Source organism: Desulfuromonas sp. DDH964 (assembly GCF_001611275.1).
Classification (GTDB): domain Bacteria; phylum Desulfobacterota; class Desulfuromonadia; order Desulfuromonadales; family DDH964; genus DDH964.
On sequence record NZ_CP015080.1, the window covers coordinates 141686 to 163583 of the forward strand.

Here is a 21898-nt window from a genome sequence, read left to right on the forward strand (position 1 = left end):
CATGAAACGTCGCGATTTTCTCAAAACCGGCCTCGGCGCCCTGGCCGCCGCCCCTCTGCTCGGTCCCTTGACGGCACGCGCCGCCAACACCAAGGCCAAACTGCGCATCGGCCATCTACCGATCACCGATCACCTGCTGGTGCTCGCCGCCGCCCGCGAGCAGTTCCGCCATCTCGACTTCGAGCCGGTCAAGTTCTCCTCCTGGCCCGATGTCTCCGAGGCGCTCAAGGCCGGCGCCATCGACGGCGCCTTTTTGCTCACCCCCATCGGCCTGACCCTGCGCAACAAGGGGGTGCCCCTCAAGGTGGTGCTGCTCGGCCATCGCAATGGCAGCGTCATCACCGTCAAGAGTGGCGACGAGATCCAGCGCATCGACGACCTCAAGGGGCGCACCATCGCCATCCCCAGCCCATTCTCGACCCACAATCTGCTGCTGCGCAAGCTGCTCACCGAGTGCGGCATCGATCCGAACACCGAGGTCAAGCTGCTCGATATGGCCCCGCCGGAGATGCCGGTGGCGCTGGCCACCGGCCGCATCGACGGCTACATCGTCGCTGAACCCTTCGGGGCCCAGGCCGAGTTCCAGAAGGTCGGCAAGGTGCTGACCCTCTCCAAGGATATCTGGCCCGATCACATCTGTTGCGTCCTCAACCTGCGTGAAGCAGTGATCGACACTTACCCGGAAGCGGTGCAGGAACTGATCGACGGTATGCAGCGCACCGCCCGTTTCATTCAGCAGGATCCGGTCGCCGCCGCCCGGGCCTCGGTGAAGTACCTCGGACAGAAGGCCGAGGTGGTGGAGTTCGTCCTGACCAAGCCGGCCGGGCGGCTGACCTTCGACCGGCTCAAGCCTGACCTTGCCGATTTTACCGCCACCCAGAAACTGATGCTCCAGTTCGGCGTCGCCAAGGATGAGGTTGATCTGACCGACTATGTCGACACCCGTTTCTTCGCCGGCTGATATGTTGCGCTTTTTTAAACGGTTTCACCCCCTGTTGCCGCTGTCTGCCTTGACCGGCTTTGTGCTGCTCTGGCAGATGGCGGCTTCTTTCTATCCGCCGGCACTCTTCCCGTCGCCTCTCGCGGTGCTGGCGGCGTTGCGTGAACTGGCGGCCAGCGGTCTGCTCTGGGAGCATATCGGCATCAGCCTGTGGCGCTTCGCCAGTGCCTACCTGCTGGCGGTGGCGATCGCCATCCCCCTCGGCCTGCTCCTCGGCCAGCACCCCAGGTGCCGCCGCGCCGTCGATCCGCTGTTGCAGGTGCTGCGGCCGATCTCGCCCATCGCCTGGTTTCCGCTGGCGGTTTTGTGGTTCGGCATCGGCAACGCCCCGGCGATCTTCATCATCTTTCTCGCCGCCTTCTACCCGGTGCTGCTCGCCACGGTCGATGCGGTGCGCCAGGTGCCGGAGGTTTATCTGAAGGTGGCGGCCAATTTCGGTGCCGGACGACGCATGACCTTTCTCAAGGTCATTGTTCCGGCCGCCTTTCCGGGGATCATGGTCGGCCTGCACATCGCCGTCGGCACCGCCTGGATTCACCTGGTCGCCGGCGAGATGCTCGGGGCCCAGTCGGGCCTTGGCTACCTGATCGTCGACGCGCGCAACTTTCTGCGCACCGACTGGATCATGGCCGGCATGCTGGTGGTCGGTCTGCTTGGGCTGGCGATCTACCGGGGGATGCGGGGCGCGGAGGGGTTCATCGGCCGCCTCTGGGGGAAGACGCCATCATGACTGCGGTGCCGACCAACAGCAAAATTCTGCTGCGCGAGGTGGAAAAGCGCTTCCCCAACCAGCGCGGCGCGGCGACCTGCGCCCTGGCCAGCGTCGATCTGGAGATCGCCGCCGGCGAGTTCGTCTGTCTGGTCGGGCCGAGCGGGTGCGGCAAGACCACGCTGATCAACCTGCTGGCCGGCTTCACCCGGCCGAGCAGCGGGCGGATTGAAATCGATGGCCGGCAGGTGCTCGGCCCCGACCCCGATCACATCATGATCTTTCAGGATTATGGTCTCTACCCCTGGAAAAGCGCCCTCGGCAATATCCTCTTCGCCCTTGAGGCCCGCGGACAGCGCGGCGCCGAGGCGCAGGAGCGGGCCCGGCATTATCTGGATCTGGTCGGTCTTGGTCAGGCCGCGGACCGGCATCCGCACCAGCTCTCCGGCGGCATGCGGCAGCGCGTCGCCCTGGCCCGGGCCCTGGCGGTCGAACCAAGCGTGCTGTTCATGGACGAGCCGTTCGCGGCGCTGGATGCCTTCACCCGTCTGCGGCTGCAGGACGAACTGCTGCGGCTCTGGCAGCAGAAAAAGCCGACCGTGGTGTTCGTCACCCACGATCTCGACGAGGCAGTCTACCTCGGCGGCAAGGTGGTGCTGATGGCGCCGAACCCCGGCCGGGTGCAGAAGATCGTCAGCATCGACCTGGCGCGCCCCTGCGACCGCACCGGCGATGACTTCAGCACCTATCGCCGGGAACTGTTCCGGGAATTTCAATTGGTACATGAACAGGCTCAAGACTATGTCATCTGATCCATCCGCCGCGACCCTGCCCGGCGAACAGCTTGCGGCGGCGCGGGTCGCCATCAACGGTTTCGGCCGCATCGGACGCACGGTTCTGCGCCTGGCGCAGCATTCGCCGGCCATCGAGGTGGTGGCGATCAACGATCTGGCTCCGCCGCGGACCCTGGCCCATCTGTTCCAATACGATTCCGTGCATGGCCCCTTTGCGGGAAGTGTCGATGTGGAGGCCGGTGCCATGCGGATCGATGGCCGCACTATCCGGATGTTGCAGATCCCCGACCCGGCCGTGCTCCCCTGGCGGGAGTTGGGAATCGATATCGTCATCGAGGCCACCGGCCGTTTCGCCCGCCGCGCCGCTGCCGAAAAGCACCTGCACGCCGGCGCCCGGCGGGTGATCATCAGCGCGCCCTGTGCCGATGCCGACCTGACCGTTTGCCTGGGGGTCAATGAAGCCGACTGCCGCCCGGAGCAGCAGATTCTTTCCAACGCCTCCTGCACCGCCAACTGTCTGGCTCCCATCGCCAAGGTTCTGCTGGAGAGGTTCGGGATTGCCAAAGGGATGATGAACACCGTCCATCCCGCCACCAACAACCAGGCCCTCAGCGATCAACCCCACGCCGACCCGCGGCGCGGCCGGGCGGCTGGACTCTCCATCATCCCGACGACCACCTCGGCGATTGCCGCGGTGGAGCAGGTTCTGCCGGAGCTGGCGGGGCGGCTGCAGGGGATGGCAGTGCGTGTTCCGACCGCCAGCGTCGCGCTGCTCGACCTGGTCGTCGAGACCCGTGTCGCCACCAGCGTGGCCGAGGTCAATTCGGTATTGCGTTCGGCGGCCCAGGGCCGCCTCAAGGGGATTGTCGAGTATTGCGAGCTGCCGCTGGTCTCCCGGGACTTTCAAGGCCGCTGCGCCTCGGCCATTGTCGATGGTCTTTGTACTACCGTCACTGGCGGCAACCTGGTGCGTGTTATCGCCTGGTACGACAACGAAACCGGCTATGCCAGCCGGCTGGTCGAGCTGGCCGCCTACCTCGCCCGGCAGGAGTCGGCGCCGCCGGTGCAGGTCGCCGTCTGAAGCGAAATTAAATTCGCGGCGCCCCAAAATAAGCTTGACAAGCCAAGGTACTTTTATTAGCCTACAAAAACGATAGACATACAGTTTTAATTGACGAGGCCATCCAGCCCACACAACGCCGAATCTGCCCCTTCTTGGCAGGCGGTTCGGTTTTACCTCTTTTCTGACTAAGGAGATTTGACCATGAGTGAAGCGACCGAACCGCAGTACCGCCCCGAGACCCTGGCCCTGCACGCTGGCCAGAAACCCGACCCGACCACCAAGGCGCGGGCGGTGCCGATCTACCAGACCACCTCCTACGTCTTCGACGACGCCGACCATGCGGCGCGGCTCTTCGGCCTGCAGGAATTCGGCAACATCTACACCCGGCTGATGAACCCGACCTCGGATGTCTTCGAGCAGCGGGTCGCCGCCCTCGAAGGAGGGGTGGCGGCGCTGGCGGTCGCCTCGGGGCAGTCGGCGATCAGCCTGGCGCTGCTCACCCTGGCCCATGCCGGCGACGAGATCGTTTCGGCGGCCAGCCTCTACGGCGGCACCTACAACCTGTTTCACTACACCTTTCCCCAGCTCGGCATTACGGTGAAGTTCGTCGACCCGTCCGATCCGGAGAATTTCCGCAAGGCGATCACGCCGAAAACCAAAGCAATCTACGCCGAGAGCGTCGGCAATCCGAAACTCGATGTGCTCGATATCGCCGCCGTCGCCAGAATCGCCCACGACCATGATCTGCCGCTGGTGGTCGACAACACCACGCCGTCCCCCTACCTGATCAACCCCCTCAAGCACGGCGCCGACATCGTCGTCCACTCGGCGACCAAGTTCATTGGCGGCCACGGCACCTCCATCGGCGGCGTCATCGTCGACGGCGGCACCTTCAACTGGGGGAACGGCAAGTTTCCGCAGCTCGCCAAGCCCGATCCCTCGTATCACGGGGTCAACTTCTGGGAAGTGCTGGGCAATATCGCCTACATCGTCAAAATCCGCGTGCAGCTGCTGCGCGATCTCGGTCCGGCCGTCTCCCCCTTCAACTCCTTCCTCTTCCTGCAGGGGCTTGAGACGCTCCACCTGCGCCTGGAGCGCCACAGTACCAACGCCCTGGCCGTTGCCCAATATCTGCAAAAGCACCCCAAGGTCGGCTGGGTCAACTATCCGGGACTGCCGGAGCACCCCTCTCATGAGTTGGCGAAGAAGTACCACAATCACGCCCTCTACGGCGCCCTGATCGGCTTCGGCATCAAGGGTGGAATCGAGGAAGGGAAGAAGTTCATCAACGCCCTCAAGCTCCACTCGCTGCTGGCCAATATCGGCGACGCCAAGTCGCTGGTGATCCACCCGGCCTCGACCACCCATCAGCAGCTCACCGCCGCCGAGCAGCTCGAAGCCGGCGTCACCCCCGACTTCATCCGCCTGTCGGTGGGGATCGAGAACCTGCAGGACATCATCGCCGACCTGGAGCAGGCGCTGGCGCAGATTTGAAACCTGACAACCGGGGTGCGCCCCGGAACATGCTGACCAGACAACTGGAGGCCGGATACACCCCGAAACGTGGGTGTGTTCGGCCTTTTTTGTTCCCGGCACACCAGCAGGACTCAAGGACATGTCCGACCATGACACGGATAAAAGCGCCCAGTAAACAACAGCTGATCAAAAAAGCCCGCGACCTCGGGGCGAGCCTCGTCGGCTTCGCGCCGGTTGAGCGCTGGGAAGAGTTTGACGAGGTGCGTCCCGACTACCGGCCGACCGCCCTGTGGAAGGAGGCGCGTACGGTCATCGTCATCGGCGTGCCGATGCTGCTGCCGATCATCGAGACGACGCCGTCGATCAACTATCAGGAGATGTACAACGCCTCCAACAGTCTCCTCGACCAGATCGGCTTTCGCCTGTCGATCTACCTCAACGACCGCGGCGCTCCGGCGATCTTCATGCCGCGGGACGGCTACGGCAATCTCGAAATTCTGCTCGAACTGCCGCCGGGGTGTTTCAGCCACGTCTTTGCCGCCAAATACGCCGGGCTTGGCACCATCGGCTACAGCCACAACCTCCTCGTCCCCGAATACGGACCGCGGGTGCGGCTGGTCTCGATCCTGACCAGTCTGGAACTGCCGGCGACGCCGCTGCTGAAGAAGGAGCTCTGCATCAAGTGCGACCTCTGCCGCAAACTCTGCCCGTCGCAGGCCTTTACCACCCGCGACGACCAGCTGATTGCCGACATGGATGTCGATGCCTGCACCCGTCATCACCAGGTGCTGCGCGCGGAAAACCGCTGGCCCTGCGGCATCTGCGCCAAGGTCTGCCCGATCGGCGCCGACCGCGCCCTGTACGCCAGCACCAATCTCGGCCTCTATCTCGACGAACGCGAGGCCATCGAAAAGAATCCCGACGACCCGCGCTACAAGAGCTGGGTCCACCAGCGCCGCCACGGCTCGTCGGGCAACCGCATCAGCTAACTTGAACGATCGGTTTCGTTCAACATTCACCCCCAACACACCAAGGAGTTCCATTATGAAAAAACGCTTCATGCTCATCCTTCTCGCCCTCGTTGCCGCCGTCGCCGGACTGACCGGTTGCAGCAAAGAGGAAGCCGTGGGCAAGCCGGCCGTTATCCGCGTCGATTACGCCTACTACAACCCGGTCGCTCTTTTGCTCAAGGACAAGGGGTGGCTCGAAACCGAGCTGGCCAAGGAGAACATCAAGGTCGAGTGGTATCTGAGCCTCGGCAGCAACAAGGCCCTGGAGCTGCTGAACAGCAAGAGCGTCGATTTCGGTTCCACTGCCGGCGCCGCTTCGCTGATCGGCAAGGCCAACGGCAACCCGATCAAGGCGATTTACCTTTATTCGAAACCGGAATGGACCGCCCTGGTCACCGCCAAAGACAGTCCGATCCAGAAGGTGACCGACCTCAAAGGGAAAAAGGTCGCCGCTACCCGCGGTACCGACCCGCACATCTTCCTGCTGCGCGCCCTTGATCGCTTCGGCCTGTCGGAAAAAGACATCGAACTGGTTCCCCTGCAGCATCCCGACGGCAAAAATGCCCTCGATCGCGGCGATGTCGCCGCCTGGGCGGGCCTCGATCCGCACATGGCGCAGATCGAACTGGAAAAAGGCGCCCGCCTCTTCTTTCGCGACCCCGATCTCAACACCTACGGCGTGCTCAACGTGCGCGAAGAGTTCGCCAAACAGTATCCTGACTACGTGGTCAGGGTGCTGACGGTCTACGAGAAGGCGCGCAAGCACGCTATCGCCCACCCGGACGAACTCAAGGCGGTCCTGGCCCGGGACGCCAAGTTGAGTCCGGAAGTTGCGGCCAAGGAACTGGAGCGCACCGATCTGAGCAATCCGGTCATCGGCGACGTCCAGCACAAGGCGATCGCCGCCGCTGGCGCGGTCTTGAAAAAGAGCGGCATCATTCCGGAAACGGTCGATATCGAGGCGACGGTCGGCAGTCTGATCGATCCGGGTTTCATCGCCAAAGTTGCCAGGTAAGGACACGAATCATGAGTAGCTACGGTCACGAAACCGCGCTTGCGGCGGCGTTGACAAAGACATTGACCAGGACCGGAGTCCGCGCCTGGCGCGGACTCCGGCTCCCCGATCCACTGCTGGGCTGGCTGCTGCCGGCCCTGCTGGTCGCCGTCTGGGAGATTCTCGCCCGCATGGGGGTCTTCCCGCCCAACTGGCTGCCGGCGCCGAGCGTCGTCGCCACCACCATTTTCGACCTGGCACGGCAGGGGGAACTCCTCGGGCATATCGGTATCACCTTGTGGCGCATCGCGGCAGGATTCTTACTCGGTGCGATCGCCGCCACCCTGTTCGGCACCCTCACCGGCTACCTGCCGCTGGCGCGCAAACTTCTCGACCCGCTGTTGCAGGCGTTGCGTAACATCCCGTCCATGGCCTGGGTGCCGCTGTTTCTGCTCTGGCTCGGAGTGCAGGAATCTTCGAAGGTCAGCCTCATCGCCGTCGGGGTTTTTTTCCCCGTCTACCTCAACCTTTACAGCGGTATTTTGCAGGTCGACCGCAAACTGCTGGAAGTCGGTCGGATCTTTCAGCTTAAAGGGATCGAGTTGATTCGGCGCATCGTTTTGCCGGCAACCCTGCCGGCTTATCTGGTCGGACTGCGCAGCGGGCTGGGGCTCGGCTGGATGTTCGTCGTCGCCGCCGAACTGATGGGGGCGAGCAGGGGGCTCGGCTTTTTGATGGTCGATGGCCAGATGACCGGCCGTGCCGCGATCATCATCGCTAGCATTGTTCTGTTTGCCATCTTCGGCAAGCTGACCGACCTGCTGCTGGAGAGCGTCGGCCGGCGCTGGCAACGCCGGGCGCATCCGGTCGGCAAAGAGAGAAGGAGAGCAGGAATATGACCGTCACCCCGGCCCACCCACGGGCCCTCGCCATCGACCAGCTGCAGAAATCGTTTCAGGTCAACGGCGATGAAATCGTCGCCCTGGAACAGGTCGATCTCGCCATCGAACCGGGTGAATTTGTCAGTATCGTCGGCAGCAGCGGTTGCGGCAAGAGCACCCTGCTGCGCATCGTTGCCGGGCTGGAAACCAGCTCAGCCGGCAGTGTCCGCCTGGGCGACAAAACGATTTTTTCCCCGAGCCTGGAGCGGGGGATGGTCTTTCAGGAACACCGCCTCCTCCCCTGGCTGACAGTCGTGGAAAATGTCGCCTTCGGCCTCGGCCGCAAACTGACCGTCGAGCAGCAGCGCTCGGTCGATGAGCATATCGAGCTGGTCGGTCTCGAAAAGTTTGCCCGCGCCTACCCCGATCAGCTCTCCGGCGGCATGGCGCAGCGCGCCGCCATCGCCCGCGCCCTGGTCACCCGTCCCGAACTGCTGCTGCTCGACGAGCCGTTCGGCGCCCTCGATGCCCTGACCCGGATCCAGATGCAGGAGGAAATCCTGCGGATCTGGGAGGTGGAGAAGACCACCATGGTCCTGGTCACTCACGACATCGACGAGGCGATTTTCCTCGGCGACCGGGTGGTGATCATGTCAAGCCGGCCGGGGACGATCAAAAAAATTCTCCCGGTGAACCTCCCGCGCCCGCGCGATCGCAGCAGCTACGATTTTGTGCAGATCCGCAAGGAGATTTACGGTCACTTTTTTCACGGCGCCGAGCAGCCCTTTGCCTATGCGATCTGAGGACCGGCGGCGTGTTAGCACCCGGGATAAGTCGAGTACCTCATGCGCCGTATTGACGAGAACACTCTTGCCTATCAACAGGAACTCGACCTTGGTCACGCCAGTCTCGAACCCGGCGGCGAGCTGATCGCCGCGCACCGTCCATCGAAAGGAGTTCTGGTGTGAGTCGCAAAGACCTTGACAGCATGGGAGTGCGGGAAATCCGCATCCCTTCCTTGCTTGACGGCTCAGCGGAGCCAAACCTGTATTTCATCCCCGAGGGGGATGGTCCTTTTCCACTGCTGGTTGCCCTGCACACCTGGAGTTTTGACCGCTTCAATCAGCTGGAGACCCTGCTGCCGCTCTGCCGCGAGCGCAGCTGGGCGCTGCTGCTGCCCGAGGCGCGCGGCCCCAACCTGGCCGGCAATCCCCATGCGGAGCAAGCTGCCGGCTCACCCCTGGCGCGACAGGATGTGCTCGATGCGACGGCCTGGATAACGGCGCGTTTCTCCATCGACCGGCAGCGGCTCTTTCTGCTTGGTGGCAGCGGCGGGGGACAACTGGCGCTGCTGGTCGCGGCGGCGGACCCCGCCCGCTGGCGTGCCGTCAGCGTCTGGGTGCCGATCACCGATCTCGCCCTCTGGCACGGCGAGGCGAGCTACTACGCGCCGCACATCGAGGCCTGTCTTGGCGGTCCTCCGGGCGCCTCGGCCGACATCGACCGGCGCTATCGCGAGCGTTCGCCGCTGGAACATGCCGCCGCCCTGACCGAAACCAACCTCTTTCTGCACCACGGCCGCTTCGATCCCCTGGTCCCCTGGCAGCACAGCTGGCGCCTCGCCGAACGACTGCACGCGTTGGGCGCCCGGCGCTTCTTCTTGGAAATTTTCGACGGCGAGCACGATATTCAGGCCCGGCGGGCGCTCGACTGGTTCTCCGCCCAGGGGGGGCGGGTGGAATCCGGCTGGCGCCTGACCGGGTGACCGACACCCCGAGGACTTCATGACCGACGTCTACAACACCATCGACACCGCCTCCCGACAGCAGGTCGAGCAGCTCGCCGCGATCCTGGAACTACGCGCCGCCGACCCGCAGCAGCGGGCGATGCTGCGCGCCTACCTGGAGCGGATCGACTTCCCCGCCCGAGCCCGTGTGGTCGAGGTCGGCTGCGGCACCGGGCCGGTGGCCCGGGTGCTGGCCCAAATCCCCGACGTCGGTGCCGTGATCGGCATCGATCCGTCGCCAGTGCTGCTTGGCAGAGCCCGGCAACTCGCCGCGAATCAGTGCAAACTGACATTTCGGGAAAGCTCCGCAGAGGCTTTGCCGCTGACGGACGCCAGTCAGGACGTGGTCGTTTTTCACACCTCCCTCTGCCACCTCACCGACCCGGCCGCCGCGCTGCACGAAGCCTTTCGAGTGCTGGTGCCGGGAGGCTGGCTGGCGGTCTTCGACGGCGATTATGCCTCAACCACCTTCGGCACCGACGACCTCGATCCCCTGCAGCTCTGCGCCGCGTCCTTCCGTCGTGCCTTCATCCACGACAGCTGGCTGGCCCGGCGCGCGCCGGGCCTGGCCGAGGGGGCCGGATTCACGGTCCGCGACTTTCGCACCTTCAGCTACAGCGAAACCCGGCCCGACTACCTGCTGAGCGTGGTCGATCGCGGTGCCGAGGCGTTGGCCGAGGAAGGAGTTATCGGGCGGGAGCTGGCAGCGGCAATGAAGGGCGAGGCCCGGCAGCGCACGCGGAAAGGACGGTTTTTCGGCCAGATCGGCTATGCGGCACTGATCGCGCGCAAGCCGGCTTCGGAAGGCTAATTCCGCAGAAAAACGTTGAAGCGATGGGGATCTTCACCAACACGGTATCTCCCAAAGTACGCAGGGAAATGATGGTGGAGCGCTGCCGAAACCTGTTGGGGTTTTCATGACCCACGACTGCGGCGTCTGCCCGCTGCGGGAGGGACTCAACGGCGGGAGAGAGGAACGGCAGGCGCAATGCAACGCCGCGGCTTTTCTACGCCGGGCCGGCTACCCGGCGCCGGAGGACTGGCGGGCGGCGCTGGCCCACCTGAGGCGGCGTTTCGGCGAGGAACCCTGCCCCCATGAGGTCGGTGTCTTTCTGGCTATCCGCTCAAGGACGTGGCCGCCTTTCTCGGCTGGAGGAAGCGACCGCTCAGCTCACAGCAACTCTTGAAGATCTACGGTCAGCCACGCCGCAGCCTGTGGTTGGCCGAGCATTACCGGCAGCTGCGCCGGCAACATGGCCCAACGACTCTCGGCCCCCTTAGCGATGCCGCCGGTTTGAATACTGCTCAATTTGCCGATTTGACTGTCATCGACAAAACGACCTTCACCCCAGCGCCTTTTTCATCCTCTCCAGCGCTTCAACCAGCAGGCTGCGCGGGCAGCCGAAATTAAGGCGCACGAAGCCGGGGGCGCCGAAATCGCCGCCGTCGGAGAGGCCGACCCCCGCGGCTTCGAAGAATTGCCCCGGCTGATCAAGGCCGCGGGCGCGGGTGTCGATCCACGCCAGACAGGTGGCCTCGACCGGGGTCATCGCCAGCCCCGGCATGGCGGCGATCGCCTGCGTCACCAGTTCGTGATTGCCACGCAGATAGGCGAGCAACTCCTGCCGCCACGGTTCGCCGTGACGATAGGCGGCTTCGGCGGCGGTCAGCCCCAGGGTGTTGACGTGCGGCACGATGCGCCCCATCGCCTGCTTGAATTGCTTGCGCAGCTGCGGATCGGAGATTACCGCGAAGGAGCAGCCGAGTCCGGGGATATTGTAGGTTTTGCTCGGTGCGAGCAGAGTGATGCAGCGGCTGGCGACCCCCGGATCGAGGGTCGCGATCGGTATATGGCGCTGCTCCGGATTCAGCACCAGCCCGGCGTGGATGTCGTCGGAGCCGATCACCAGATCGTGGCGGCGCGCAATCTCCGCCAGCGCCTCCAGTTCCGGGCGGCTCCAGGCGCGCCCCACCGGATTGTGCGGGTTGCACAGCAGCAGCAGCCGGGTGCGCGGGGTGATGGCCGCTTCGATGGCGGCAAAATCAAATTGCCAGCGTTGCTCGCGCAGCACCAGTGGCACATCCAGCAGCTCGCGTTCGGACAACCCCGGCGCCGATAAAAACGGCGGGTAGATCGGCGAGCTGGTCAGTACTGCGTCCCCCCTTTCGCCGACCGCGCGACACAGCACGTTCAGGCCGGTCACCAGTCCCGGCAGCCAGACCAGTTCCTCCGCCCCGATTTGCCAGGCAAAGTCCCGCTGCAGGTGGTCGATGACCGCCCGGCGCAACCCGTCGCCCGGCGCCGTGTAGCCAAATACCCCATGGTCGATCCGTTCATGCAGGGCGGCCAGGACCGCCGGCGGTGCGGCAAAGTCCATATCGGCCACCCACAGCGGGAGGATGTCGCGACCGGCATAGCGGTTCCATTTTTCGCTGCCGGTCTGGCGGCGGTCGATAAGCTGGTCGAAATCGAAAAGCGGTTGCGGCATGAAGAATCCTCACTGACGTTTGTCCACAGGGGGGCTCCTTCTGCGAGCCGCGGTGGGTGGCTGGTTTTCGCGAAAACCGCAGAAACATCTTGACAGGGCCCGCCTGCCCGATTTAAATTCTATCTAAACGATAGGGTTATAGCATTTTCACCGACAGAAGGCCAGAAGTCAAAAGTTTTTTCCGCAGGAGCGGCCATGCAGATTTCCCTGATCGGCGGACTTGACCGGCTGCAGCGCCACTACCGGGAAGAGGCGCAGAAGCTCGGGATCGAGCTGCGCGTCTACAATACCGCGGAAACCAATCTTGCCGCCAAGGTCAGCCATTGCCAGGCGGTGCTGCTGCTCACCGGCAAGATCTCCCACCGGGCCCGGCGCGAAGTGATGAAGGTCGCCCGGGCGCAGCGGATTCCGGTCTCCATGTCGCATCAGTGCGGGGTCTGCGCGGTCCGGGATTGCCTGAATTGCCTGCAACAGCAGGGCGCAACGCGGAGCTGACCATGTGCCAACTGCTCGGGATGAACTGCAACGTCCCCACCGACATCTGTTTCTCCTTTACCGGTTTTCGCCGCCGCGGCGGGGCGACCGACGTCCATGGCGACGGCTGGGGGATCGGCTTTTTCGAGGGGAAGGGGGCGCGGCTGTTTCTCGACCCGCAGCCATCCGCCCACTCGCCGCTGGCGGAGCTGGTGCGATCCTATCCGATCCGGTCGCTGAACGTCATCGCTCACATCCGCAAAGCGACCGCAGGGGTGGTGACCCTGGAGAATACCCATCCGTTCCAGCGTGAGCTCTGGGGGCGGCACTGGCTCTTCGCCCACAACGGCCACCTGCCGCTGTTCAAGCCTGCCCTGGATGGCAATTTCATGCCGGTCGGCAACACCGACAGCGAATGGATCTTCTGCTGGCTGCTGCAAAGCCTCAAGCAGCGCTTCGGCACCACGCCCCCGGCACCGGCCGCGCTGTTTGCCGTCCTGCAGGAGCTGACCCTGGAATTTGCCCCGCAGGGGATCAGCAATTACCTGCTCAGCAACGGGCAGGTGATGGTCGCCCATTGTTCGACGCGGCTCAGTTATATTGTGCGTCAGGCACCCTTCGGCGAGGCGCATCTGGTGGATGAGGATGTGGCTGTCGATTTCCGTGAACTGACCACGCCGCGCGACCGGGTGGCGGTGATCACCTCGCTGCCGCTGACCGACAACGAGGCCTGGGTCGACATGCGCCCCGGCACCCTGTGGATGTTTCGCGAGGGGGAGGTGGTCGAACAGGCCGACACCGCGCCCAGTCCGGTGCAGTCGCTGGAGAGCAGTCCGTTGAGGTGAATCTGAGGGGGTTTGCCCGGACGCGGTTTTAACCTGTCACCGGACAAACGGCATGGAGGGAGACCTTCTGGATGCTGATGGCATCGACCGGGCAGGCGGCGACACAGGCGCCGCAGCGGATGCAGTCGGCCTGGTTGATCCAGACCTGGCTGACCTCATCGACCTTGCGGGCGATCTTCCAGCCGGTCAATCGGCCATTGGCGTCGTGATGCAGGCTCTTGATCTTGAGGATACACTCGGGACGTGGTTTGGCTTTGACGCACCAGTCGCAGTAGATGCACTTGTCGCTGTCGATTTCGTATTTGAAGTGGCACTGATAGCAGCGCTGCGCTTCATCACCGGAGGTCTCGGCGCTGAACCCCAGATCAACCTCGGTCATCAGATCGCGCCGTGCCAGCGGAGTGGTCGGCATCCTCTGCAGCGGTACCGCGTCCATCTCGCGAATCCGGCCGCTGTCGGTAACATCCTCAATCTGCGCCACATCCTTGAGCCGGTCTGTTCCCGTCAGAAACCGGTCGACCACCCTGACGCACTCCTTGGCATGGCCAATCGCCTGAATCAGTGACCACGCACCGGTGGCAAAGTCGCCGGCGACAAAAATATTCTCCTGTGCCGTGCTGTGGGCCGCGCCGCTCTTAAGCCAGCCATCCTCCTGCACCAGCTGCCGGCGAAGGTTCGCATCGATCCAGCGGGTGTCGGGAACCTGGCCGGTGGCGAGCAGCACCGTGTCAACCGGGATTTCAACTTCGCTGCCCGAAATTTCGACCGGGCGGCGGCGCCCGCTGGCATCGGGCTGGCCGAGTTCAGTGCGCACAAAGCGCATCGCCGTGATCCTGCCCTTTTCGCCAACGAACGCCCTCGGCGCGACCATGCAGTGCAGGGGGATCTGCTCGTGTGCCAGCTCTTCGAGTTCACCCGGGGTGACAAGCATCTCCTCGACCGAGCGGCGGTACATGACTTTGACCTGGTCCTGCGGCATCCGCAAAATCGAGCCCGCGGCAACGGGACCTGCCTCTTCCGTTTCGAGCTGTAGTGTCGCTCCGCCCAGCCTGCGGGCGGTGCGCGCACAGTCCATGGCGGTAAAACCGCCGCCGATGACCACCACCTTCTCGCCAACTTCGGCGCGGCCGGTGGTATTGACTTCGAGCAGAAAGTCGAGGCCGTGTCGCACCCCCGCCAGTTCCTTGCCCGGCAGATCAAGGTGATTGGGGCGCAGGGTGCCGGCGGCCAGCACCACGGCATCGTACTCTGCCGCCAGCTCGGTCAGGGAAAGACTTTCACCGATGCAGGTATTGCAGATGATCTCAACGCCGAGCGCGACGATCTGCGCGATCTCCTGATCGATAATTTCACGCGGCAGGCGAAAAACCGGAATCCCCTGATTCAGCATGCCGCCCGGCTGGTGGTGTTTTTCGTAAACCCGAACCTGATGGCCGAGCAGGGCCAATTGCCGGGCCGCGGCAAGACCGGCGACACCGGCACCGACGATGGCAACACGCTTGCCGGACGCCGCAAACCACGGGTCGAGCACGACCAACCCCTGATCTTGGTAATCGGCCGCCGCCCGTTTTGAAAAACAGATGGCGACGGAATCACCCAGACCGTCCCAGCCGTGGCGGCATTCGGCTTCGCAGGGGCGCGCGCAGACGCGGCCGAGGACGGCCGGGAAGACATTGTCGCGCAGGTTGATCCGGTAGGCATCGGCGTGACGGCCGGCAAAAATGGCCGCCAGATAGTCGGGAATATCGGTGGCGGCCGGACAGGCTTTCTGACAGGGAATATTCTGCTCAAGCCAGGCCAAGTCTTTCGGCTGATCGGCACGGCCGAGCAGCCTGGAGAGCGCGCAGGAGGCGAGGGGCGCGGCCATCTCCTGGCGCTGTTCGTTCCAGCCGCCCAAGTGGTAGGTTTGCGGCTGGACCCCCGCCTGCAATGGTTGATCCTGACGCCGGGCAGCGACAATCTTCGCCATCAGCGGCAGGCGACTCCCCTGCGCCAGAGCGCGCTGCGCAAACACCTTCGCCGCGAAGGTATCGCCGCGCGTGGCGCTGCGCCGCTGATAGGCGGTCGCGATCAGCTCGCACACCGCGGTTTCGGTCGGGACTCCTGCATCGCACAAGAGGGCGACCGCTTCTTCAATTTGCTCGGCGTCGATGAGCGCCTGGGCTTGTACCAGAAGTTTTTGCATAAAAGTCCGCTCGTTTCAGGCGATCAGGGTGCGCAGGGTTTCGATGCCGAGCCGTGCGCAGAAATCGACGAAACGCTCGCTCTCGCTCCGGCGCTGTTCAAGGTAGAGGTCGAGAATTCTGCGCACCGCGGAAACGATCTGCGAGCTCGCCACGTCGCCGAGATATTCGGCGATCTTGCCGGCCTCACTCAGTTTGCCGCCGACAAAAATGCTGTAAGCCTCGGTGCTGCCGGTTTCCGGGTTGCGGGTCCGGGTGCCGCGCAGGCCGATATCGGCTACCCAGGCCTGGGCGCAGTTGTTCGGACAGCCGGTGATGTTGATACGCAGCGGACCAATCTTGCGCCAGTCGTTTTCATCGTCCGCCAGCGCGGCGTAGAGGCGGCGGCAGGCGTCCGGTGCGTCCGAGACCGCCAGTTTGCACAGGGTGCTGCCGACGCAGGCGACGATATCGGGCAGATGCTCATGGCCGGCAGTGCGCAGCCCGGCGCCGTGCAGGGCGTCAAGCAGCGCGGCGATGTTCTGGTTGGGAACCTCGTGCAGTTCGATGTTCTGACGGTTGGTGAACATCAGCACCCCGCCACCCAGCTCATCGGCCAGCCGCGAAATGGTGCGGGACCGCTCCGTGGTCAGTTCCGAGCGCGGAATCATGACGCGCACGATGCTCAGGCCGGGGTCGCGCTGGGGGATGACTTCCTCCCCGTTGAGGGACATGCGGCCGATGGTCGGAACCGGATTGCTGGCGACTTCGATCTGTTCCAGCCCGGCGATCCCCCGTTCGCGCAGGATCTCAAGGAGCAGCTCGCCGAACTTTGCCCCCCCCATGCGGTCCACCACCACCTTGAGACGCGCGTGGGCGCGCTGGCGACGGTTGCCGTGGCGACGAAAGGCCTCGATGGTGGCGCGGGTGACCGGCAGCACCAGCTCTTCGGGAACCCAGTCGAAGATGACCTTGGCCAGAAAGGGGCGGGCGCCGAGTCCGCCGCCGGCGTGAAATTTCCAGCCGACCCTGTCGCCACGTCGCACCGGCACCCAGCCCTGGCAGTTTATCAGGGTCTGCGCCAGCGCATCGTTGGCGGGCGCGACACTGATCTTGTGCTTGCGCGGCAGGTTGCGCTGGTTCTGGATCTCTTCATCCGCTGCCATCAAGCGGATCAGGCGCAGCGAATCGCCGATCTGGTTGGTTCCGACTCCGGCCAGTGACGAGCCGATAATATTGCGCGGCACATCGCCGCAGCCGTTTTTCGTCGTGATCCCGACCTCGGCCATCCCTTCGATGACCTTGTAGATATCCTGCTGGCGAACCCAGTGAAACTGCAGGGTCTGGCGCGTGGTGATGCAGAGCTCGTGCTGGGCGTATTCCGCGGCCAGATCGACCGCGCGGTTGAACTGACGGGTGGTCATGCGCCCGCCGGGGGTCACCACGCGGATCATGAAGAAGCTCGGTTGCAGCTGGTGATAGACGCCGCTCCACTTGAACATCGCCAGCTCATTGGGGGTGATGTCGGCAAACGGGCGGCGGGCGATCTCACGAAAATCGAAATCGGGATCGATCTCCAGCTTATCCTTTTCGACTTGCGTCAATTCAGGTTGTGCTTTCATGCTCTGACCTCATTTTTCCAGCAAGGCTTCACCGCGCGGGGACCGTTGCGTTCAGACCAGGCCTTCAAACAGGAGGCTGGTCAGGTAGCGCTCGCCGGAATCGAGGCGGACCGCGACGGCGACCGCCGCGCCACAAAAGATGCCGCCATCCTCTTCCTTCAGGCTCAGCAAATTACAGGTTGACTTATACGCTAAACTGAGTAAATTTGTCAAGAAACGTAACTGCAATTGTTGACATGTTAGCGTCTTTATGTTTGACAAAAAATTCACACTAGCCCTTGTAGAATAAGACACCGATTACGGAGAACCCGATGGATCCCATCTATTTCGACTACAACGCCACCACGCCGGTCGACCCGCTGGTGGTGGCGGAGGTTGTTGCCGCGCTGAACACCCGCTTCGGCAATCCGTCGAGCGGCCATCTTTACGGCCGACAGGCCAAGGAGGTGGTGGAGTTGGCCCGGCAACGGCTGGCCGCCCTGCTTGGCTGCACGCCGGCGGAGGTGGTCTTCACCAGCGGCGGCACCGAGGCGAATAATCAGGCGCTGATCGGGTTTGCCTTTGCCAACCGGGCGCGCGGCAACCACATTATCGCCACGCAGATCGAGCATCCGGCGGTGCTCGAACCGTTGAAATGGCTGCAGCGGCAAGGCTTTGACGTCACCCTGCTGCCGGTCGACGGTCACGGCCGGGTCGATCCGCAGGCCGTGGGGCGGGCCCTGACCCCGCGCACCATTCTGGTCTCGGTAATGCACGCCAACAACGAAATCGGCACGCTGCAGCCGCTGGCCGAGATCGGCGCCATCGCCAGGGAGCAGGGGATTGCCCTGCACAGCGACGCGGCCCAGTCGGTGGGGAAAATTCCGACCCGGGTCGATGAACTGGGGGTCGACCTGCTGACGGTCGCCGGGCACAAGTTCTACGCGCCCAAGGGCGTAGGGGCGCTCTATGTGCGCCAGGGGGTCACGCTCGACCCTTACCTGCACGGCGCCGGTCATGAAGCGGGCCGCCGCGCCGGCACCGAGAACGTGGCGTTGATCGCCGGGCTCGGCAAGGCGGCGCAGCTGGCGCAGGAGCGGCTGCCGGCCGAAGGGGTGCGGTTGCGCGATTTGCGCGACGATTTCCATCGCCTGCTGCAGGAGCGCGCCGGCGGTGTGATTCTCAACGGCCACCCCAACGAGCGGCTGCCCAACACCTTGAACATCAGCTTTGCCGACGTCAACGGCGCCGAGCTGCTGGCCCATCTGCCGGAGGTCGCCGCCTCGACCGGCTCGGCCTGCCACGACGGCAGTGGCGAACTCTCCGGCGTGCTCAAGGCGCTGGGCATCCCGCGCGGGCAGGGTTTCGGCGCGGTGCGCTTCAGCCTCGGGCATGGCAGCGACCGCGCAGAGATCGAGCGGGCGGCAGAACTGATCGCCGGGCGGGTCCGGGAATTGCGCCGCGGATGACAAGGCAAAGACTATCAAATCGATAGATTTTGAATTTTTTTCTTGACAGTCTTTCCGTAGGCGGGTTAATAATCGGCACAGTCGACAGTGTGCCAACCGCGCTGCCGGCCCAAAGAGTCTGCAACAACCACCCCAACAACTACCCTTTTGGTGCTGACCGGAAAAACCGGAGGCCGGGGCGATTCCCAGCGGCGTGCCATGCGCATGCCAAGGGGAGTTGTCCCGGCTTTTTTCTTGGGGTCGGCCCCCCCTGCGCAAGGAGTCGCGATGAAAACCGGTAACCAGTACCGCAAAAGCCTCAAGCAACTCGCTCCCAATCTTTACAAGTGGGGCAAGCCAATCAAGGACGTCACCCGCCATGCCGCCACCCGGCTGCATGTCAAGGCGATTGCCGATTGTTACGACGCCGGCTTCGACCCCGAACATGCGGCCATCTTTACCGGTGAGTCGCACCTGACCGGCAAGCGCGCCCACCGCTGGAACACCCTGATGCGCAGCGCCGATGACGTGGTCGCCAACGCGCGCATTAAACGCGCCCAGTTCCAGCGCACCGGGGCGTGCCACGGCGCGACCTGCGCCGGCTGGACCGCGCTCAATGCGCTGTGGGCGACGACCTGGGAGCTCGACCAGGCGGAAGGGACCGACTACCACCGGCGGCTGGAGAACTATTTCCGCTACCTCGAAGAGAACGCCCTGGCCACCGCCGGGGCGCTGACCGATGCCAAGGGGGATCGCTCCCTCGGTCCCGCCGCGCAGAGCGAGGCCGACCAGTATCTGCACATTAAGGAAGTCCGCGACGACGGCATCGTGGTGCGCGGAGTCAAGGCCCAGATCTGCGGTGTCGCCGCGGCGCACGAGATCGTCTGCGTCCCGGGCGGCGGTCTGAAAGAGGGGGAGGAGGCCTTTGCCGTGGCCTTTGCCGTGCCGCGCGATGTCGCCGGGCTGACGGCGGTGGAGACCCGGCGGCCGAGCGACACCCGCGACGAGGAAGAAGGCTGGGATGCCCCCAGGGCCGGCGGCGTCGGCCAGGCGTTTCTGCTCTTCGACGACGTCTTCGTCCCCAACGAGCGGGTTTTTATCCAGGGGCAGACCCGCTACGCCGGGGTCTTCATCAATCATTTCACCGCCCTCTACCGCGCCCCGATCGGTGCCTGCGTCGCCGGCCAGGGGGACGTGATGATCGGCGCGGTGCTGGCCCTGGCTGAAGCCGGCGGCTTGTCGCAGAAGGTCTTCCAGGAAAAGCTGACGCGCATGGCGATCAACAACGAGACCACTTTCGGGCTCGGCCTCGGCGCCATCCTGCAGGGGCAGGCGCACCCGTCGGGGGTGTGGATTCCCGACCCGCTGCTGGCGCACATCAACAAGGTGCAGGTGGCCATGCTCCCCTACGAGACCAAGCGCCTCGCCCAGGAGATCGGCGGCGGCATCACCGAGACCGGCTGCTTCCCCTCGTGGCAGGATCTGACCAGCCCGCTCTACGGCGACAAGCTGCTCACGGCCCTGGCGGCGGTCTCCGACGGCGAGACCCGCGCCCGCCTGGCGCGGCTGGTCGAATGGCTGACCGTCGGCGGCGGCATCCCCGGCTGCCTCAACGGCGGCGGCTCACCGGATGGCGCGCGGCTGGTGGTGCGCGCGCTGGAGCCGTGGAAAAAGTTTGCGACCAACGCCCGGCGCATCGCCGGGCTCGATCAGAATTAGACAGGAGACAGCAATGGCCAGCAATCTGCTCGAAAAACCAAGCGAAGACCTGCACACCAGCTACCGCGACGCTGAGCTCGAAACCCTGCCGCGCCCGCAGCTGGAAGCCTTGCAGCTGAAGCTGCTGCGCGAGCACATCGCCTTTGCCTCCGAGCACTCCCCCTGGTACCGCCAGGCCTTTCGCGCCAGCAAGGTTGGCGCCGCCAGCCTCGGCAGCCTCGACGATCTGCGGCACTTTCCGTTCATCAGCAAGCAGGTGCAGCGCGAACGCCAGCAGGCGGTCCCGCTGCTCGGCGATCTGCTGGCGGTGCCGGAAGCCGAAGTGGTCTATGCCTCGGCCTCCAGCGGATCGACCGGCGTGCCGACCCTCTCCCCCTTCACCGCCGGCGATTTCGACGCCTGGCAGGAGGTGCAGGCGCGCCTCTTCTACGCCGCCGGAGTGCGCGCCATCGACCGCTACCTGCACGCCCTCAACTTCTCCCTCTTCGTCGGCGGCCCCGATGTCATCGGCGCCCAGAAACTCGGCGCCCTCTGCTTCTGGGCCGGCACCGTCCCGGCCGAGCGGCTGCTGTTTCTGATGCAGGAGTTTCAGCCGACGGTCACCTGGACCACCCCCTCCTACGCCTGGTATTTGGGAGAGACCGCCAGGGCGCAGGGGATCGATCCGGCCAGGGATCTGGCGATCAGCCGCATCATCGTCGCCGGCGAGCCGGGCGGCTCCCTGCCGGCGACCCGCGCCGCCATCGAGAACCTGTGGGGGGCCGAGCTTTACGATTTCTACGGCATTTCCGACATCTTCGGCGCCAACGCCGGCATGTGCAGCGAGCGCAACGGTCTGCACTTTACCGAGGATCACCATCTGCTTGAAGTTCTCGATCCCAAGACCGGCGAGGCGGTGGCCGACGGCGAGAAGGGGGAGCTGGTGCTGACCACCCTGCAGAAACGCGCGCGGCCGATGATTCGCTTCCGCACCGGCGACATTGTCACCCGCGACGCTTCGCCCTGCCCCTGCGGCCGGACCCATGCCCGCATCTGGGTGCACGGCCGCACCGACGACATGTTCATCGTCAACGGCGTCAACCTCTTCCCCGCCGATGTCGAGGTCGCGGTGCGTGACATTCCGGAGTTGACCGGCGAATACCGCATCACCCTGAGTCGCGAGCAGCACCTGACCCGTTTCACCCTTGACGTCGAACGGCGCGACGGTACGGCCCACAACGACGCTGCGCTGATCGAACGCCTGAAGAGTCTGCTGCGCAACCGCCACGGCATCGCCCCGAGCGGCGTCCATATTCTCGCCGACGGCGCCCTGCCGCGGGCGGTGCACAAAGCGAAACGGGTCATCGACCAGCGCTGAAAGAATCCCGATCTCAATAGCAGGTTTTAAGAAAAATATTGTTGACCAACTTTGTCGATTACAGTATGATAAAATCTATAAAAACGATAG

21 protein-coding genes and 1 pseudogene are annotated in these 21898 nt (G+C 64.3%); 18 read left to right on the plus strand and 4 right to left on the minus strand.

What is annotated here, in order from left to right:
- Position 1 precedes the first annotated feature (1 nt).
- The 13 genes from DBW_RS00680 to DBW_RS19180 all read left to right on the plus strand — a co-directional run bounded on the left by DBW_RS00680 (position 2) and on the right by DBW_RS19180 (position 10900).
- Positions 2–961: an ABC transporter substrate-binding protein gene (locus DBW_RS00680; protein ID WP_066722802.1), complete on the plus strand. Its 960-nt coding sequence runs from the start codon at positions 2–4 to the stop codon at positions 959–961.
- Position 962: 1 nt separating this feature from the next.
- On the plus strand, positions 963–1730 hold the full coding sequence (locus DBW_RS00685; RefSeq protein WP_066722806.1) for an ABC transporter permease: 768 nt from the start codon (positions 963–965) through the stop codon (positions 1728–1730).
- Complete coding sequence (locus DBW_RS00690; RefSeq protein ID WP_066722810.1) at positions 1727–2521, plus strand: ABC transporter ATP-binding protein; 795 nt, start codon at positions 1727–1729, stop codon at positions 2519–2521. Before DBW_RS00685 ends, DBW_RS00690 begins: the two co-directional genes overlap by 4 nt.
- Positions 2511–3584, plus strand: coding sequence for a type I glyceraldehyde-3-phosphate dehydrogenase (gap, locus tag DBW_RS00695; RefSeq protein ID WP_066722813.1), 1074 nt, complete (start codon positions 2511–2513; stop codon positions 3582–3584). Before DBW_RS00690 ends, gap begins: the two co-directional genes overlap by 11 nt.
- 183 nt (positions 3585–3767) lie before the next feature.
- Positions 3768–5060, plus strand: a complete 1293-nt coding sequence (locus tag DBW_RS00700; protein ID WP_066722816.1) for a homocysteine synthase — start codon at positions 3768–3770, stop codon at positions 5058–5060.
- Between the two features lie 131 nt (positions 5061–5191).
- The gene (locus tag DBW_RS00705) at positions 5192–6031 is read left to right on the plus strand and encodes a 4Fe-4S dicluster domain-containing protein (protein ID WP_066722819.1); all 840 of its coding nucleotides are present in this window, start codon (positions 5192–5194) and stop codon (positions 6029–6031) included.
- 55 nt (positions 6032–6086) lie between these two features.
- Positions 6087–7067 (plus strand): aliphatic sulfonate ABC transporter substrate-binding protein, encoded by a 981-nt coding sequence (locus DBW_RS00710; protein ID WP_066722823.1) that lies wholly within the window; start codon positions 6087–6089, stop codon positions 7065–7067.
- Between the two features lie 11 nt (positions 7068–7078).
- Positions 7079–7945 carry an ABC transporter permease gene (locus DBW_RS00715; protein WP_082820095.1) on the plus strand — a complete coding sequence of 289 codons (867 nt, stop codon included), beginning with the start codon at positions 7079–7081 and terminating at the stop codon, positions 7943–7945.
- Entirely contained in the window at positions 7942–8730 is a 789-nt protein-coding gene (locus tag DBW_RS00720) for an ABC transporter ATP-binding protein (RefSeq protein WP_066722826.1), read from the plus strand. Before DBW_RS00715 ends, DBW_RS00720 begins: the two co-directional genes overlap by 4 nt.
- Positions 8731–8772: 42 nt before the next feature.
- Positions 8773–8895, plus strand: a complete 123-nt coding sequence (locus tag DBW_RS19050; protein ID WP_257722362.1) for a hypothetical protein — start codon at positions 8773–8775, stop codon at positions 8893–8895.
- Positions 8892–9692 (plus strand): alpha/beta hydrolase family protein, encoded by an 801-nt coding sequence (locus DBW_RS00725; protein ID WP_066722829.1) that lies wholly within the window; start codon positions 8892–8894, stop codon positions 9690–9692. Before DBW_RS19050 ends, DBW_RS00725 begins: the two co-directional genes overlap by 4 nt.
- Positions 9693–9711: 19 nt before the next feature.
- A complete protein-coding gene (locus tag DBW_RS00730) occupies positions 9712–10524 on the plus strand; it encodes a methyltransferase domain-containing protein (protein ID WP_066722832.1) in 813 nt (270 codons plus the stop codon).
- A 106-nt stretch (positions 10525–10630) separates the two neighbouring features.
- Complete coding sequence (locus tag DBW_RS19180; RefSeq protein WP_157471664.1) at positions 10631–10900, plus strand: DUF3793 family protein; 270 nt, start codon at positions 10631–10633, stop codon at positions 10898–10900.
- A gap of 156 nt (positions 10901–11056) precedes the next feature.
- Here the strand turns inward: DBW_RS19180 and DBW_RS00735 are convergent, their stop codons facing one another.
- Complete coding sequence (locus tag DBW_RS00735; RefSeq protein ID WP_066722837.1) at positions 11057–12202, minus strand: MalY/PatB family protein; 1146 nt, start codon at positions 12200–12202, stop codon at positions 11057–11059.
- Positions 12203–12397: 195 nt separating this feature from the next.
- On the opposite strand from DBW_RS00735, the gene DBW_RS00740 reads away from it, so the two are divergent.
- The gene (locus DBW_RS00740; RefSeq protein WP_066722840.1) at positions 12398–12697 is read left to right on the plus strand and encodes a DUF2325 domain-containing protein; all 300 of its coding nucleotides are present in this window, start codon (positions 12398–12400) and stop codon (positions 12695–12697) included.
- Between the two features lie 2 nt (positions 12698–12699).
- Positions 12700–13521, plus strand: a complete 822-nt coding sequence (locus DBW_RS00745; RefSeq protein ID WP_066722844.1) for a class II glutamine amidotransferase — start codon at positions 12700–12702, stop codon at positions 13519–13521.
- 28 nt (positions 13522–13549) lie between these two features.
- On the opposite strand, the gene DBW_RS00750 is transcribed toward DBW_RS00745, so the two are convergent.
- The 3 genes and pseudogenes from DBW_RS00750 to DBW_RS19185 all read right to left on the minus strand — a co-directional run.
- Positions 13550–15706: an FAD-dependent oxidoreductase gene (locus DBW_RS00750; RefSeq protein WP_066722846.1), complete on the minus strand. Its 2157-nt coding sequence runs from the start codon at positions 15704–15706 to the stop codon at positions 13550–13552.
- Between the two features lie 15 nt (positions 15707–15721).
- Positions 15722–17305: a nitrite/sulfite reductase gene (locus DBW_RS00755; protein ID WP_066722848.1), complete on the minus strand. Its 1584-nt coding sequence runs from the start codon at positions 17303–17305 to the stop codon at positions 15722–15724.
- Between the two features lie 51 nt (positions 17306–17356).
- Positions 17357–17467 (minus strand): annotated as a pseudogene (locus tag DBW_RS19185) (cysteine synthase A); the annotation flags it as partial.
- 149 nt (positions 17468–17616) lie between these two features.
- On the opposite strand from DBW_RS19185, the gene DBW_RS00760 reads away from it, so the two are divergent.
- The 3 genes from DBW_RS00760 (at position 17617) to DBW_RS00770 (ending at position 21808) form a co-directional block, all read left to right on the plus strand.
- Positions 17617–18753, plus strand: coding sequence for a cysteine desulfurase family protein (locus DBW_RS00760; RefSeq protein ID WP_066722851.1), 1137 nt, complete (start codon positions 17617–17619; stop codon positions 18751–18753).
- A gap of 267 nt (positions 18754–19020) precedes the next feature.
- A complete protein-coding gene (locus tag DBW_RS00765; protein WP_197463688.1) occupies positions 19021–20451 on the plus strand; it encodes a 4-hydroxyphenylacetate 3-hydroxylase N-terminal domain-containing protein in 1431 nt (476 codons plus the stop codon).
- A 13-nt stretch (positions 20452–20464) separates the two neighbouring features.
- Positions 20465–21808, plus strand: coding sequence for a phenylacetate--CoA ligase family protein (locus tag DBW_RS00770; RefSeq protein WP_066722856.1), 1344 nt, complete (start codon positions 20465–20467; stop codon positions 21806–21808).
- Positions 21809–21898 lie beyond the last annotated feature (90 nt).

Excerpts from the sequence above, each read along its gene's own strand:
- DBW_RS19180 (WP_157471664.1), top strand. The coding sequence starts at position 10,631 with ATGACCCACGACTGCGGCGTCTGCCCGCTGCGGGAGGGACTCAACGGC.
- DBW_RS00705 (WP_066722819.1), top strand. The coding sequence starts at position 5,192 with ATGACACGGATAAAAGCGCCCAGTAAACAACAGCTGATCAAAAAAGCC.
- DBW_RS00685 (WP_066722806.1), top strand. The coding sequence starts at position 963 with ATGTTGCGCTTTTTTAAACGGTTTCACCCCCTGTTGCCGCTGTCTGCC.
- DBW_RS00720 (WP_066722826.1), top strand. The coding sequence starts at position 7,942 with ATGACCGTCACCCCGGCCCACCCACGGGCCCTCGCCATCGACCAGCTG.
- DBW_RS00715 (WP_082820095.1), top strand. The coding sequence starts at position 7,079 with ATGAGTAGCTACGGTCACGAAACCGCGCTTGCGGCGGCGTTGACAAAG.
- DBW_RS00755 (WP_066722848.1), bottom strand. The coding sequence starts at position 17,305 with ATGAAAGCACAACCTGAATTGACGCAAGTCGAAAAGGATAAGCTGGAG.
- DBW_RS00765 (WP_197463688.1), top strand. The coding sequence starts at position 19,021 with ATGAAAACCGGTAACCAGTACCGCAAAAGCCTCAAGCAACTCGCTCCC.
- DBW_RS00770 (WP_066722856.1), top strand. The coding sequence starts at position 20,465 with ATGGCCAGCAATCTGCTCGAAAAACCAAGCGAAGACCTGCACACCAGC.
- DBW_RS00680 (WP_066722802.1), top strand. The coding sequence starts at position 2 with ATGAAACGTCGCGATTTTCTCAAAACCGGCCTCGGCGCCCTGGCCGCC.
- DBW_RS00690 (WP_066722810.1), top strand. The coding sequence starts at position 1,727 with ATGACTGCGGTGCCGACCAACAGCAAAATTCTGCTGCGCGAGGTGGAA.
- DBW_RS00700 (WP_066722816.1), top strand. The coding sequence starts at position 3,768 with ATGAGTGAAGCGACCGAACCGCAGTACCGCCCCGAGACCCTGGCCCTG.
- DBW_RS00710 (WP_066722823.1), top strand. The coding sequence starts at position 6,087 with ATGAAAAAACGCTTCATGCTCATCCTTCTCGCCCTCGTTGCCGCCGTC.
- DBW_RS00760 (WP_066722851.1), top strand. The coding sequence starts at position 17,617 with ATGGATCCCATCTATTTCGACTACAACGCCACCACGCCGGTCGACCCG.
- DBW_RS19050 (WP_257722362.1), top strand. The coding sequence starts at position 8,773 with ATGCGCCGTATTGACGAGAACACTCTTGCCTATCAACAGGAACTCGAC.
- DBW_RS00750 (WP_066722846.1), bottom strand. The coding sequence starts at position 15,706 with ATGCAAAAACTTCTGGTACAAGCCCAGGCGCTCATCGACGCCGAGCAA.
- DBW_RS00740 (WP_066722840.1), top strand. The coding sequence starts at position 12,398 with ATGCAGATTTCCCTGATCGGCGGACTTGACCGGCTGCAGCGCCACTAC.
- DBW_RS00745 (WP_066722844.1), top strand. The coding sequence starts at position 12,700 with ATGTGCCAACTGCTCGGGATGAACTGCAACGTCCCCACCGACATCTGT.
- gap (WP_066722813.1), top strand. The coding sequence starts at position 2,511 with ATGTCATCTGATCCATCCGCCGCGACCCTGCCCGGCGAACAGCTTGCG.
- DBW_RS00730 (WP_066722832.1), top strand. The coding sequence starts at position 9,712 with ATGACCGACGTCTACAACACCATCGACACCGCCTCCCGACAGCAGGTC.
- DBW_RS00735 (WP_066722837.1), bottom strand. The coding sequence starts at position 12,202 with ATGCCGCAACCGCTTTTCGATTTCGACCAGCTTATCGACCGCCGCCAG.